Origin of the sequence: Roseivirga sp. 4D4 (genome assembly GCF_001747095.1) — a bacterium.
Classification (GTDB): Bacteria; Bacteroidota; Bacteroidia; order Cytophagales; family Cyclobacteriaceae; genus Roseivirga.
The window spans coordinates 537,681-551,222 of sequence record NZ_MDGP01000001.1; the positions used below are offsets into that span (position 1 = coordinate 537,681).

Sequence of the window (13,542 nt, forward strand, 5' to 3'; positions counted from 1 at the left end):
ATCAAGACATGTTAGAATTTATAAGTCAGCCCTGGCCATGGTATGTGGCAGGGCCAGTCATTGCCTTTGTCATGTTCGGACTGATCTATTTCGGAAACAGTTTCGGTATGTCAGCCAACTTCAGGAATATATGCTCCATTATGGGCGCAGGAAAATCCTGTGATTTCTTCGACTTCGATTGGAGAAAGCAGATGTGGAACATCGTATTCGTAGTCGGTACTATACTGGGAGGGGTCATTGCCAGTCAATTTCTGATGAACAATGAAGTTGTGGCTATCAGTGATGCTACAGTTCAAGAACTGACCTCGCTTGGTGTTGAGAATCCAGGGCAAGGCATGATGCCAGAGTCAATCTTCAATTTTGAATCATTACTAACAGCAAAAGGCTTGATTATGATTGTTCTAGGTGGCTTTTTAGTGGGTTTCGGAACCCGTTATGCAGGTGGTTGTACCTCGGGTCATGCCATTAGTGGTTTGAGTGATCTGCAGCCTGCTTCGCTCTTGGCAGTGATCGGTTTCTTTGCTGGTGGTCTTTTAATGACCTGGTTAATTCTTCCTTCAATTCTAACCCTTTAAGACTGTTATGAGGTATTTCAAGTATTTAATTCTAGGAACAGTCTTTGGCATAGTCCTGACGAAAGCTGAGCTAATTTCGTGGTTCAGAATTTTTGAGATGTTCAAATTCCAATCCTTCCATATGTATGGGGTAATTGGTTCGGCTGTGGTACTGGGAGTAATCATTACCCAGTATATTAAAAGAACAAACATGAAGGCAATGTCTGGTGACCCAATTGTTATTTCACCAAAGAAGTTCTCTTATGCCAGGTACTTAATTGGGGGAACAATTTTCGGTTTAGGCTGGGCGCTTACAGGAGCCTGTCCGGGACCTTTGTTCGTTCAAGTGGGCAATGGATACTTGGTGATGTTGGTGGCTATTGCTTCCGGATTGCTAGGTACTTATGTCTATGGCTTGTTTAGGAACAAATTACCTCATTAATTGGGGTAAATTTTTTGATTTGAAACTTACCCTTCTTTTCCTGATTACATTCTTGGTTGTTTCATCCGCTCTGGCCCAAGATCAGAGTGATTTTGATGGCACCTTTACGACACGCTACATGCGTACGGCCAACAAAGGCAGTTTGGCCGATTTTTCTGGCGCAGTGTCTTACGGCTTTTTGAAATATGAAAAGGGGCTTAATGATTGGCTTACCTTTGGTGGGCAGGTTAACGGACTGATACATTACGGCTTGGATAACATAACCAAACGAGATGCACAAACAGGTTCTGGCCCGATCTTCGAAGCTAATCTTTGGCACCCGAACTACCTTGACGGAAGGGTAGAAGGAACATTGAGTCAGCTCTATGCTGACCTTAACTTTGGGAACCATAGGATAACAATTGGAAGGTTTTTGCAACAAACACCAATCGTCAACCCTGAACCATGGCCTTTTCCGAATGCAATGCAAGGCTTGTGGTATAAGTATGACAATGAGCGGTTCAAATTTCAGTTCGGTTATATTGATCGAATAGCACCGAGGTTCACTGGCCGCTTTGATAATATTGGGGGAACCATCGGTTTGGCTGCTACTGGAGTCAATACGGGAGGCTCACCGAGTAGGTATCCTGGTAATGTCAATTCAGATTACCTGTTAATTTCAAATCTTAACTTCAAACTGAACAATCAAATTGAGATAGATATTTGGAATTACTATGCCGATAATGTTTTCAATACCTTTTTGATAGAGCCTACACTGAAACTCCAAAACGCTTTGACTTTAAAGGGAATGTTTATGTTACAAACCAGAGTCGGAGATGGAGGCAACGTGAATCCTATTTTGGCCTATGTCAGAGGCGGAACAAATGGGGTATACTTGGGCCTAAGGGCCGAAAAGAAGTATGATAACCACTCCTTTCAATTCAATGTCTCAGTGATCGGTCTTGATGGTAGACTGCAATTGCCGAGAGAATGGGGCTTGGAACCTTTTTACACCTTTCAGCGCAGAACAAGAGTAGAGGGCTTGAGTAACGTCACCGCATTGATGGCCAAGTGGACACGGAATTGGAGCAATGAAAAACGAGACCTTCGTTTTTTCACCAGCTTGGGCGGGCACATTACGCCAGCACCAGAGGAATTCAATAAGAATAAGTTGGGTTTGCCACCACATATGCATTTAGATGCCTCAATAAAATATTCACCTAAGGCCGGTTCGTTCAAGGGACTTTCGGCTGAGTTGTATCTGGCCAAAAGGTTTTCGGTTGGTAACGAGATTGTTTTTGAAAATTATAGAATCAATCGTATCGATTTCTTCCACAGTGATCTAATCTTGGCCTATACCTTCTAGAAACCCGTATACGAATCTATGGATTTAGGAAAACTGATACAGACAGCTACTCAAGCCATCTATGCTGTTTTTGTATTGGTTATTGTTTCCTTCCTTTTTTTGATCGTACTGTGGACAAATCCGGAATGGGTTTATACGCCACAAACCTCTCCAGAAAACTGGCAACCACGCAATGCACAGATCGATCTAGGCACCAGTCCGCGAGAGAACTTGGTAAGGCTCGGTTATGAAATCATTACTGAAACCAGTAAACATATTGGTCCTTTAGCTCCGGAAATTAAGAACCGCTTGGCAGGCAACAACCTGAGTTGTCAAAGCTGTCACTTAGATGCTGGTAGAAAATCTGGTTCGGCATCATTTGTTGGAGTTGCCAATCGCTTTCCCCAGTTCAGAGGTCGAGAAAATAAGATGGGCTCGTTGATCGAGCGTGTCAATGGCTGCATGGAACGCAGTATGGATGGTGAAGTGCTGCCGGAAGGTGGGCTCAAGATGCAGGCAATCATCGCTTATATGGAATGGCTGAGTGAAGATGTGCCGGCTGAAAGGGAGGCAGAATTCAAAGGCTTCGCTAAAGTCGAGCTGCCCGATGAAGCCGCTGATCCGGTTCGAGGTAAGGAGGTTTACATACAACATTGCCAATCCTGTCATATGGAAGATGGTCAGGGACAAAGACCTTCGGACACAGAGAAATATCTTTACCCGCCTTTGTGGGGGACAGACACCTATAATCATGGAGCGGGAATGCACAGAGTAATTACCGCAGCAGAGTTTATCAAAGGTAATATGCCTTACCTTCAAGCCACGCTGGAAAAACCAGTACTCACGGATGAAGAGGCCTACCATGTGGCTGCCTATATCAATAGCTTTGAAAGGCCCCAGAAGTCAAATCCAGAAGTGGACTTTCCAGACAAAAAGCTCAAGCCTGTATCAACACCTTATGGTCCCTGGGAAGATCAATTCTCTTCTTTGCAGCATAAGTATGGTCCTTTTCAACCTATTATGGAGTTCTATGAGAAGGAGTATGGGATTAAGAAAACTAAGTAACTGGACCGATAACCTTTCGTTTCTTTAGAAGCTAGAAGCTAGAAGCTAGAAGCTAGAAGCTAGAAGCTAGAAGCTCAGCGTAAGCCTGAAAATGTGCAATCATTAACATCTATCGGACTCTCTTATTTGTTTAAAGTATCTCACCAACAAAGGAATTCGTTGAAGATCAAAAATACCCTTGATGCATAGGAGTGGCCGTTTTTTGAATTACTTTTTTAATTATCTTTAGCTCAGTTTCTCGGCAGGCTATAAATAAGTTTCAACCCAAAAGCTTGTTAAGCCATGTCTTTTAACTTTTTCTCTCCAAGTGTGAAGCTTCGCATTTGGCTCTTACCCATTGCCCTGTTTTCACTTAGTATAGTTTCCGCTCAGGCGCAGATTTCTATCCCGGATCAAAACTTCTTAGACAAACTCATAGATTTAGGAATAGACACCAATGGTGATGGTGTGATTCAGGAAATTGAAGCGCTTGTTCCAAGAGACATAGATGTGAGCCGTTCTAACATCGAGAGTCTGGAAGGCATCCAGTACTTTGTTAACCTGGAACGTTTGGCCTGTTTCTTTAATAGTCTCACCGAGTTAAATGTTTCCTCATTAACCAAGCTTAAAAATCTTGGTGCTGGATATAACCAGATCACCTCATTAGACGTGTCCAATCTGACTGAATTAGAAACTCTTGATGTTGATGGAAATAGACTTCCATCCTTAGATGTGAGCAATAGTCTTAAACTCAAATATCTTTTTTGTGAAAGGAATGGACAGATAGAAGAATTATTACTAGGTACTGTGTCTTCTATAAAAGAGTTAAGATGTGCTGAGAATAAACTGACTAATCTTGACTTAAGTAATTTGAGTGAGTTGGAGTTGCTTGAGTTTTATAGGAATCGCATCGAAACAATTGACCTTTCTGAAAATAATAGACTCAAGAAGCTGATGATCTATGAAAATGAGATAAAGTCACTCGATCTAAGTCATAACCCTTTGCTCGAGGAGTTGGATTTTATGAGCAATGAAGTAACTGAAATAGATTTGGGTAATAACCTTCTTGTTCAAAAACTCAATTGTAGTCTGAATCAGCTCTCAACTTTAGAGCTTTCCCAGCAAGCCAACTTATTCTCGTTAGACTGTAGTGGAAATAATCTGACCACTTTAAGATTAGGTTTTAAACCAGCACTAAAAGAGTTGTATGCCGACAACAATCCTTTCTCATATCTGGATATGGGTGGTGTGGATTTTAACTTTCTTTCTGCTTTGGCTTTGGATGGGGTGCATTTAGAAAGCGTTTGTGTGCCTGATGTAGATCTCGCTTCTAATCGTGAGTTTGATATTGGTGGTTTTCCTGATGGGGTCACTATAGTGAATTGTGATTATATATCCTTTCCAGATCAGAATCTATTTCAAGCTCTTATAGATAGAGGAGTAGACCTTAATGGGAATGGTAATATTGAGCATTCAGAGGCTCAAGAGGTGACTGCCTTAGATATCTCAGGTTTAGAGATTGCTGACCTTAGAGGGCTTAATAATTTTACAAACCTCGAGGAACTCAATATCAATGATAACAACTTGTCGACTCTGAATCTCTCTGGGATGTCTCAATTGAAGGTTTTGCATGCAGATGATAATGTGATCGTGAGCTTCGCATTGGGGACGCATGAAAATCTTGAGTTTTTAAGCCTTATGGATAATGGCTTAATATGCCTAAACATGAGCGGCATTAATTGGAGTAGTTTAAATACACTTCTGCTTTCGGGAAATGAATATTTGAATTCAATCTGTGTCACAGATGAGGGAGAAGTGTTAAGGAAAACCTTCACGCAAGGTGGAATCCCTGATCAAGTTACTGTATATGAATGTAATTCATTCGATGAAATTTCTAATTGTACTGGAATACCCTATGTGCAAAGTCTTGAGATGAACTGTAGTCAATTACCAGTGACTAGAGCCACCATCTGGGAAGGTGAAAGGGTTGCTATTGCGGTAGAAGGAGAAAGACCTGGTGATAGAGACTATGGTGCCATGAGGAATGTGGTCAAGATGTTTGACTCCTTGTACAGAGGGTTGGAAGATCTTTCGGGCATTTATGATCTCCCCGTTAGCCCCCCTATGGTTAATGGTAAACCTGTGATTCAAATTCTACAAGATAATTGTGGAGCAGGTGGCCTTGCTGGACATGGTGCAGCAGGGTCCTCATATGGCATAGCCTTTCTGGATGAACAGTACAATTCGATCTTAGAACCAAGGATACATCAGATATTTATTTATGAGCAAACCAGGAACTTTTGGTTACCATCTAACTTGAATAAGATTGATTGGATAATGGATGAGAGTGATGCTGTATCAGGTTTTTGGACTAATGGATTTACTGGGTTTACTCCATATGTTTTGCCTACAGAACTTGGTTATGAAGTGAACTATTTCGGTTGGGATCTAGAGTTGTGGTATGATCGTCATGTAGGTTACTTAAGGACTTACGTTGATAACAGAGGGTATACGTTTGAAAATACTTGGAAATCATCTTTGTTTCCATGGAGTCAATGGAATAGTATTAATGATATGATGAGTGGGCTATTGATTTACTTCTATGATATCTATGGCTATGAATTCGCCCAGAAGGTTTATAGAAACATGCAGAACCCTGAAATTCCTGACCTGAGTTCTAAAAGGGACTATCAAGGAGGAAGAGATAATATCTACAAAATCTTTAGTCTGTCTTCTAAGGCTGATCAGCTAATATATTTTCAAGATACGCTAAGGTGGGATATTACTACAGAGGCACAAGCCTGGATTGCTGATCAAAGTTTACAATACATCGCCTTTGAATGGATAGAGGATAAAACCGAGGCAGATGAACCATTTGAACTAATAGCATCAGCTTCATCAGGTTTAGAGGTCACTCTGTCTAGTTCCGATCCTTCAATTATTTCTATTGACGATAATATCGCCACCATCCATGGCATTGGAGAAGTTGAAATTATGGCACGTCAGGCAGGAGATGAAAACAACCAACCAACCTTTGTATCTCAAAGAGTGGTTGTGCAGGAAGCTGACTTGGTACCGAGGTTTGTACTGGAAGACCATTTTGAGGTGGAGGAAAATAGTCAGTTCACACTGTCACTTTCTGATCTTGAAATTCAAAGTGGCGAATTCAGATGGACCTTAAAAGGAGAAGATGCTGATCAGTTTGTATTGGATGGAGAGAATCTAATCTTGCAAGGAGAGTTAGACTATGAAAATCCATCAGATGGAGATCAAGACGGTATCTACTGGTTGGAGGTTGAAGTGTCTGATGCTTCCAGTAGCTTTTCTCAATTCTTAAGGGTCAATATGCTAGACCAAGACGAAGCACCAGAGTTCAATGTGGGCACGGAACTTAGTGTGGAAGAGAATACCGTGGAAATAGTCGTTCCGGTTGCAACTGATCCGGAAGGCGGAGATTTAAGCTGGACTTTATCAGGTGCAGATGCCTCACTATTTGAAATAGAAGGAGCTTATCTTAAGTTCTCAGATGCAGCAGACTATGAAGCCCCAAGTGATGCCGACCAAAATGGCCAGTATGAGGTAGAGCTAACTGTAAGTGATGGCACCTTTGATGTCAGTCAATCGATGACCGTTACCGTCACCAATCAAAATGAGTCCCCAGAGTTTGACCTGGATTCAGAAGTTTCTATAGAAGAGAACACTACCGCCATTGTCGAACTGGTAGCTACAGACCCAGAAGGAGATAATCTAAGCTGGACTTTATCAGGTGCAGATGCCTTGCTATTTGAGATAGAAGGAACCAATCTGAAATTTACAGATGCTGCAGACTATGAAATCCCAAGTGATGCTGACCAGAACGGTCAGTATGAGGTGGGTCTAACCGTCAGTGATGGCACCTTTGATGTTAATCAATCGGTGACTGTCACAGTCACTAATCAAAACGAGTCTCCTGAGTTTGATCTGGATTCAGAAGTTTCTATAGAAGAGAACACTACCGCCATTGTCAAACTGATAGCTATAGACCCTGAGGGAGATAATCTAAGCTGGGCTTTGTCTGGTGCAGATGCCTCACTCTTTGAGATAGAGGGGACTAACCTGAAATTCATCGAAGCAACAGACTTTGAAGCCCCAAGTGATGCTGACCAGAACGGTCAGTATGAAGTAGAAGTTACTGTGAGTGATGGAAGTCTTGATACCAATCAATCGGTGACTATCACGGTCATCAATCAAAATGAAGCACCTTCCATTGATATACCAAGAACAACCTCTTTAGAGGGGGATGTCGTAGAGGTGTTAGAACTATTTGCCAATGACCCTGAAAATGATGATTTAAGCTTTACTTTATCAGGTGCAGACGCTTCATTTTTTACTATTAAAGGTTCAATATTGAATTTCCAGTCTCTTCCTAGTTTTCACAAACCTTTGGATGAAAATGGGGATAATTCCTATGAGCTTGAGATTAGTGTGAGTGATGGAGAATACTCGGCTAGCGTCAATTTAACGGTTATTGTGACCGTAGTGACCTCTATAGATCCTTTGAGGCCTCGGGCTGTTATAAAGTTATATCCTAACCCGGCCAGTGATAGAATACTGATCGATGCGCCTTTGCCCATTGACAAGTTGATTTTGATCTATCCAGATGGTAAAAAGTATAAGGTGTACGAGGGTGCAAATGAAATTGATTTGCGTGATGTAAAGGAAGGGTATTACCTGCTCAAGGTAGAGCTTGAAGATGGAAGTAGCTACACTGAGAGATTGATTGTTTCAAGGTAGTAAGGATTATCGCACTCGCTTGAGTTGCGCCAGATTAAAATAAAGCTTTCGTCTCATTACTACCATTAAAGGAGGCACTTATTTAGTGCCTCCTTTTTTAATCCACTTCCTGAAAACCGCCTTTGGCCTCGTTTGCGCCACACATTCTCACCACTTTGGGCTGGAATGTGCCGATTACATCCACAAGGTCTTTCTGTCTGTCCATCACTTGATGGATGTCCTTATACACCTGTGGTGCTTCATCTAGTCCAGAGCCAATCAAGGTGATACCAGCTTCTTTAATATGCTGTTTCACTTCTTTCTTCGAAAGATTCTGCTTGGCTTTGGTTCTAGACATTAACCTACCTGCCCCATGTGCCGCAGAGTTGATAGATGCTTGAACCCCTCTACCTCTGACAATAAAGCCCGGAGATGTCATGGATCCAGGAATAATGCCCATTACCCCTTCACCTGCTGGAGTTGCTCCCTTTCGGTGTACAATGATTTCATTGCCATCACCATCTTGCTCTTTCCAAGCAAAGTTGTGGTGGTTTTCTACCATTGCCAGCGGCCTTTCTCCAAGAGCCTTGGCTAACCTTTCATGAATCTGGTGATGGCATGCCGAGGCATACTCACCTGCCAAATTCATGGCCAACCAGTATTCTTGTCCTGCTTCTGAATCTAGATCCAGCCAGGCCAAATGTTTGGCTTCGCTCGGTAACTTGGTCATGTCCATGGCCAACTTGGTGTAATGTCTCGCGATATTCGCACCGAGTCCCCTCGATCCTGAGTGGGAGAGTACCGATAAGTATTTGCCCTTAGGTAGATTGATTTCATTGTCATCAGATAGGATTTCTCCAATGCCGAATTCAACAAAGTGATTGCCACCACCAGAAGATCCAATCTGGCTCCATGCTCTGTCCTTCAGCGACTTGATGATATTGATTTCACCAAAAAGACTATTTTCAAGTACCTCATGGTCCATTGGACGCTTGAATGAGCTTTGACCGAAATGGGTATTGTCCATTAACATCTTCTCTAATGCTGCTGTGCTCTGATGCACATAAGCAGGAGGGATGTCATATAGCGTCATACACATTCTGCAGCCAATGTCTACCCCTACACCATATGGAATCACTGCGTTTTCTGTGGCCAGTACACCTCCAATAGGAAGTCCGTATCCCTGGTGAGCATCCGGCATCAAAGCGCCAGACTTGGCAACAGGTAACTTCATCGCAATCTCCATTTGGTTGATAGCGCCAGGTTCAATTCCCTCTTGCCCATAAATGGCATATGGAATTCTCTTTTGGCGCATCTCCAACGGTTTATTGGATATCTCGCTTATCATCAATGCAGTGGCCACTGGGCCAAGGGTATCATGCTTTGCGTAAAGTGCTGGGGTTTCCAATACTTTTTTAAGCATAGACTTCTTGTGAAGTATGGACTTGCCTTTGTAGGCGGTTTCCATCACGCGCATGGCTTCACCAATGGCTCTCCCTTCGGGGAAACCTAGCTTTTTCAGGTCCTTTCCTGTTAATTTTCTAGATGCCATGATTTTATAATTTAATGTTATTCTCTAATTCGCGTTGACGAAAGTGCCGTCCGCGATTGCTTTTCTAATGTATCTCATCATGATAATGGCCTTGTCTTCATTCAAGAATGTGGCATCGCCAATATCCTCGAGTGGAACTGGGAAACTGTATTTAATTTCTTTTACCGAAACATGGTAATACAGATGATCTGCCCAATAATGAGAAAAATATACCTGATTGTCTTTTACGATTTCTTTCAATGTAAACTTCATAATTGTTTTGCGCCCAGCAGTTTTTCAAGATGCTGATGCTGAGCGTACCATTTATTCAGTGACCATCTTGGTTAAGCAGAGCCGGACTTCTTACCCAGCTCTGCAGATTTATACTTGTTTCTCTTAATGTGCTTTTTCAATTCATCAGTGTCATAGTTGTCCATAGCATCTAGAAGCGCTTTTTTGAAGTACTCGATTGCTTTTTGAAACCCACCTTCTCTTTCGGAAAGCAGGCCCAGTTGTGTATAAACAAATGCCTTATTAAGGCCTTCTACTTTTTCTGCTTTCAGCATCCAGTAGCGAAGGCCGGCATATTTTTTATGTTCATTGTAAAGCTCAATAAGCTCTTCATACGCATCTTCTAATGTTGGATTAAACTTTATGGCCAACTGATAGTGCATTTCGGATAGCCCAGGGTTCTTTAAGTGGTACTGATAGAAGTCACCCATTTTCATATGCAATTTTGCATAGCCAGGCTCTTCCATCAAGCCACTTTCAAGTAGACTCTTTGCTTCTTCATAATTACCATCATTCATGGCTTCATCTGCCAACTGAATCACATTTTCGATGTACGTTTCGTAAATGTCCATTTTTCTAAAATTCAGAGGGCAGCTAGCCCTCAAGTGGTTAATATGTTCTCCATACTTGTTCTTTGACACCAGAACCATCAGGTAACGTCTCCTGAACCCACCAAGAAAGGTGTGTTTCAGGGTGACGTACCCTTGAGTTCCGTGTTTTTAAAACTTATTTAAACCCAGTGAAGAATTCCTTCAACTGGTCTAGCACCTTGTTGCCACCTGAGAGTGAAATGTTGCTCACTTTATCAGCGATTTTTTCAACATATTCCATCTCTTTCAACTTGAATAACATTTCGTTGTCTTCCATCAATTTGGCGGTGTTAAGTAAGTTTCTAGTAGAGGCAGTTTCCTCTCTTCTTGTGACTACATTGGCTTGCGCTTGTTTCTGTGCCACCAATACTTGGTTCATGATGTTTTTTACTTCACCGGGCAAAATGATGTCCTTGACACCACAGTCCCTGATCTCAATTCCCAGATCCTTGGCTTTGGCTTTTAGCACTTCTTTGACATAAGTGGCCAAAGAAGCTTTTTCCTCAAGCAATTCATCTAATGTAAATCTGCCGACAAACTCCCTCAGCGCGATTTGCATGAACACATAGAGTTGTTTCTCGAAATCCTTATTGTCTATCAAGGCTTTGACAATGTCTTTTACCTTGTATTGACCATAAAAATTGATTCTCAACGCAGCTTTGTCCTTGGTTAGAATTTCTTGGCCGCTAACCTCCATTTGTACCTGCCTCATATCAGCTTTCAGTACAATCAAAGGTGTTCTGTTTTTCCAGAAGTAGTGAATACCTTCAGCGAGCTTTCTGCTAAACTTTCCATCTACCATAAGCAAACCTTGCTCATATGATTCGATGGTAAACACCCTTAGGTAGGGGTGAAGGTCACCAGACATAAGTACGGCTTTGTCCAGACCATTGCTGACCTCGTAATCACTCAAATCAATTGGAATGAATTCGTAGTCGACAAGGCCTTTCCAGTAGGTATAAGTACCTGGTGTTAACACCTCTTGAAAGTTTCCTCTCTCATATCTCAATACAATTTCTGAGTCACCTATGGTGATCACATGTAATTGTGATGCGAGTTTTTCATCTCTCAAAAGCAAGTCTAGTGACTTGGGTGCCAGGAACTCTTTGGCCATATCATATTCGACTACATTGTCGAAAAGAGATACCCAATGCGTACCAGCCGTAAGCATGTTGCGATAGTCTCCATTTCTGAAAACCAGCGCCACTTTACCTTGGTTAATTCGTATCCTTTTCATTTTTCTAAAATTTGTGAGCGCCTCTCCTAAATCCTCTCCAAAGGAGAGGACTTGCAAGTCTTTATTGCTCCCTACTCCAGATGGAGAAGGGCTGGGGATGAGGCCACTCGGTTAATTATTATATATCACTATTGGCCTAATAATGTCTTTCAAATAGGAAGGGTGGTGATAGGTCATTCGTCCAAAACGGAAATCACATTGAGTTTGAATTGATACATGAGTCTTTCTTGATTCAGGCACAATAAGTATGGGTGCCACCCATAAGTACTATCCATTGTCATGAGAGAGTCAAGTACCGCAACAAGCGGTATCCTGATCATTCGGTTATATCAAAATGTTCCTTTTTAACTCGAAGAGTTATTCAGGGACCTATCAAACACCACTTCCTGGTGTTCCTGGTTTTTAAAGAAGTCAGTACTTCTGATGGATTAACAGTCCATTCCCCGTTTCAAAAGGGTGCTCTACTCTAACCTCTGAGTTACCCCGATACAATCGGGGGGGAGGATTCGAACCTCCGTCTTAAGCGTCATGATGGAAACCTTATCCAACTAAAAGCAGCATACTTTAACCTATTGGCTAAGCACTATGGGGCATTACAAAGCCCTCATCAGGTCTTATACCTGAACTTAATTTCCGTGTCTCAGGTAGGATTCGAACCTACATTCCATGTGGAGGCAGTTTCTAAAACTGCTGTGTATACCTGTTTCACCACTGAGACAGAAGGTGAGGCTCTCTAGATAGCCTCACTCTTGGTGGAAATGATAGGATTCGAACCTATTCAGCGCATGGCATCGGTTTTACAGACCGATATAACTCTCCTACGTTATCGCATTTCCATTTAGGTTATCCTTTCATTAGGCTTGAGATCTACAAGCTTTGTGTCAGAATAACCTGCTATTCACTTTAGAGCTTTTACAAACATCACAACCCGAACGTCCCGAAACTTCGGGAGACTGTTTAGGGCCTTTAACCCTGCCTGCGGCAGGCAGGCCTTCTCTAAATCAGGAGACACCCGTTCTGCCTCTCCTTTAGCATCCTAGTTTCCTTCGGGGTAACTAGCTTTACCCCTCAGCTCTTCGAGCACCCTGCCTGCCGGTAGGCAAGGCTCCCCAAAGGGAGGATATGCTCACTTCAGTCGACCTACCAGGACTTGAACCCTGCCTGCCGGCAGGCAAGGCTGGAACCTCCAGCTTACAAGACTGGCACTCTAACCCGTTGAGCTATAGGTCAATTCAAATGATACCAGGCCAAGGCTCGAACCTTGTCGGCAGACAGGCCCTCCTAAAGGTTTTGCAGACCAGTACCTAGTCACTCGGCCACCCTGACAGGAATAAAAAAAGCCCGACCTTCAGAAGGCCGGGCTTTTCAAAACCGATAAATCAGTTTTGTCAAGTCATCATTTCATCGACCTTTTGAATCATATTTATTCCCTCACAAGCAAAGTCATAATGACTCTGGTTGAGTTGATTTAAATTCTTCGTTTGTATTTGCTTCATCAGTTGTAGCATTTTCTCAAATTTTAAGCACAAAAAAACCCGAACCATATGGCTCGGGTTGTCAATTTCTTCATCTGAAAATTAACTTTCCCCGAACCGGGATACAATTGAATTTTGGCTATCCAGCAGTAGAGCTGGTGCTGTAAATTCGCTATGTAGATAACTTTTTGTCATTTCGTTTTTCTGTGCTGCAAATGTATTAAAAAGGTTTTCGTAATTCCAAAGATTAAGTTTTGGAGAAAGCAAAGAAGGAAATTTTATGACGATACAACAGTCTGTTT

9 protein-coding genes and 3 tRNA genes are annotated in these 13,542 nt (G+C 42.2%); 5 read left to right on the plus strand and 7 right to left on the minus strand.

Annotated elements, in window-relative coordinates; all coding sequences use genetic code 11:
• Positions 1-8: 8 nt before the first annotated feature.
• From BFP97_RS02290 to BFP97_RS02310, 5 genes are all read left to right on the plus strand, one after another.
• The gene (locus tag BFP97_RS02290; RefSeq protein WP_069840867.1) at positions 9-575 is read left to right on the plus strand and encodes a YeeE/YedE family protein; all 567 of its coding nucleotides are present in this window, start codon (positions 9-11) and stop codon (positions 573-575) included.
• Between the two features lie 7 nt (positions 576-582).
• On the plus strand, positions 583-996 hold the full coding sequence (locus BFP97_RS02295; RefSeq protein ID WP_069840868.1) for a YeeE/YedE family protein: 414 nt from the start codon (positions 583-585) through the stop codon (positions 994-996).
• 19 nt (positions 997-1,015) lie between these two features.
• A complete protein-coding gene (locus BFP97_RS02300; RefSeq protein ID WP_139135157.1) occupies positions 1,016-2,341 on the plus strand; it encodes a hypothetical protein in 1,326 nt (441 codons plus the stop codon).
• An 18-nt stretch (positions 2,342-2,359) separates the two neighbouring features.
• Complete coding sequence (locus tag BFP97_RS02305; protein ID WP_069840870.1) at positions 2,360-3,385, plus strand: c-type cytochrome; 1,026 nt, start codon at positions 2,360-2,362, stop codon at positions 3,383-3,385.
• Between the two features lie 282 nt (positions 3,386-3,667).
• Positions 3,668-8,137, plus strand: coding sequence for an Ig-like domain-containing protein (locus BFP97_RS02310; RefSeq protein WP_069840871.1), 4,470 nt, complete (start codon positions 3,668-3,670; stop codon positions 8,135-8,137).
• 97 nt (positions 8,138-8,234) lie between these two features.
• On the opposite strand, the gene BFP97_RS02315 is transcribed toward BFP97_RS02310, so the two are convergent.
• From BFP97_RS02315 to BFP97_RS02340, 7 genes are all read right to left on the minus strand, one after another.
• A complete protein-coding gene (locus BFP97_RS02315) occupies positions 8,235-9,668 on the minus strand; it encodes an RtcB family protein (RefSeq protein ID WP_069840872.1) in 1,434 nt (477 codons plus the stop codon).
• Positions 9,669-9,692: 24 nt separating this feature from the next.
• Positions 9,693-9,920, minus strand: a complete 228-nt coding sequence (locus BFP97_RS02320) for a hypothetical protein (RefSeq protein WP_069840873.1) — start codon at positions 9,918-9,920, stop codon at positions 9,693-9,695.
• A 71-nt stretch (positions 9,921-9,991) separates the two neighbouring features.
• Positions 9,992-10,510 carry a hypothetical protein gene (locus BFP97_RS02325; protein WP_170827387.1) on the minus strand — a complete coding sequence of 173 codons (519 nt, stop codon included), beginning with the start codon at positions 10,508-10,510 and terminating at the stop codon, positions 9,992-9,994.
• Between the two features lie 154 nt (positions 10,511-10,664).
• Positions 10,665-11,765, minus strand: coding sequence for a slipin family protein (locus BFP97_RS02330; protein WP_069844163.1), 1,101 nt, complete (start codon positions 11,763-11,765; stop codon positions 10,665-10,667).
• Positions 11,766-12,401: 636 nt separating this feature from the next.
• Positions 12,402-12,483, minus strand: a tRNA-Leu gene (locus BFP97_RS02335).
• A 32-nt stretch (positions 12,484-12,515) separates the two neighbouring features.
• Positions 12,516-12,601: transfer RNA gene (locus BFP97_RS20685), tRNA-Tyr, on the minus strand.
• 299 nt (positions 12,602-12,900) lie between these two features.
• Positions 12,901-12,995 (minus strand) — tRNA-Thr (locus BFP97_RS02340).
• Between the last annotated feature and the right edge of the window lie 547 nt (positions 12,996-13,542).

Coding starts and splice junctions, on each gene's coding strand:
- BFP97_RS02315 (WP_069840872.1), bottom strand. CDS start 9,668: ATGGCATCTAGAAAATTAACAGGAAAGGACCTGAAAAAGCTAGGTTTC.
- BFP97_RS02330 (WP_069844163.1), bottom strand. CDS start 11,765: ATGAAAAGGATACGAATTAACCAAGGTAAAGTGGCGCTGGTTTTCAGA.
- BFP97_RS02305 (WP_069840870.1), top strand. CDS start 2,360: ATGGATTTAGGAAAACTGATACAGACAGCTACTCAAGCCATCTATGCT.
- BFP97_RS02325 (WP_170827387.1), bottom strand. CDS start 10,510: ATGGACATTTACGAAACGTACATCGAAAATGTGATTCAGTTGGCAGAT.
- BFP97_RS02290 (WP_069840867.1), top strand. CDS start 9: ATGTTAGAATTTATAAGTCAGCCCTGGCCATGGTATGTGGCAGGGCCA.
- BFP97_RS02295 (WP_069840868.1), top strand. CDS start 583: ATGAGGTATTTCAAGTATTTAATTCTAGGAACAGTCTTTGGCATAGTC.
- BFP97_RS02320 (WP_069840873.1), bottom strand. CDS start 9,920: ATGAAGTTTACATTGAAAGAAATCGTAAAAGACAATCAGGTATATTTT.
- BFP97_RS02310 (WP_069840871.1), top strand. CDS start 3,668: ATGTCTTTTAACTTTTTCTCTCCAAGTGTGAAGCTTCGCATTTGGCTC.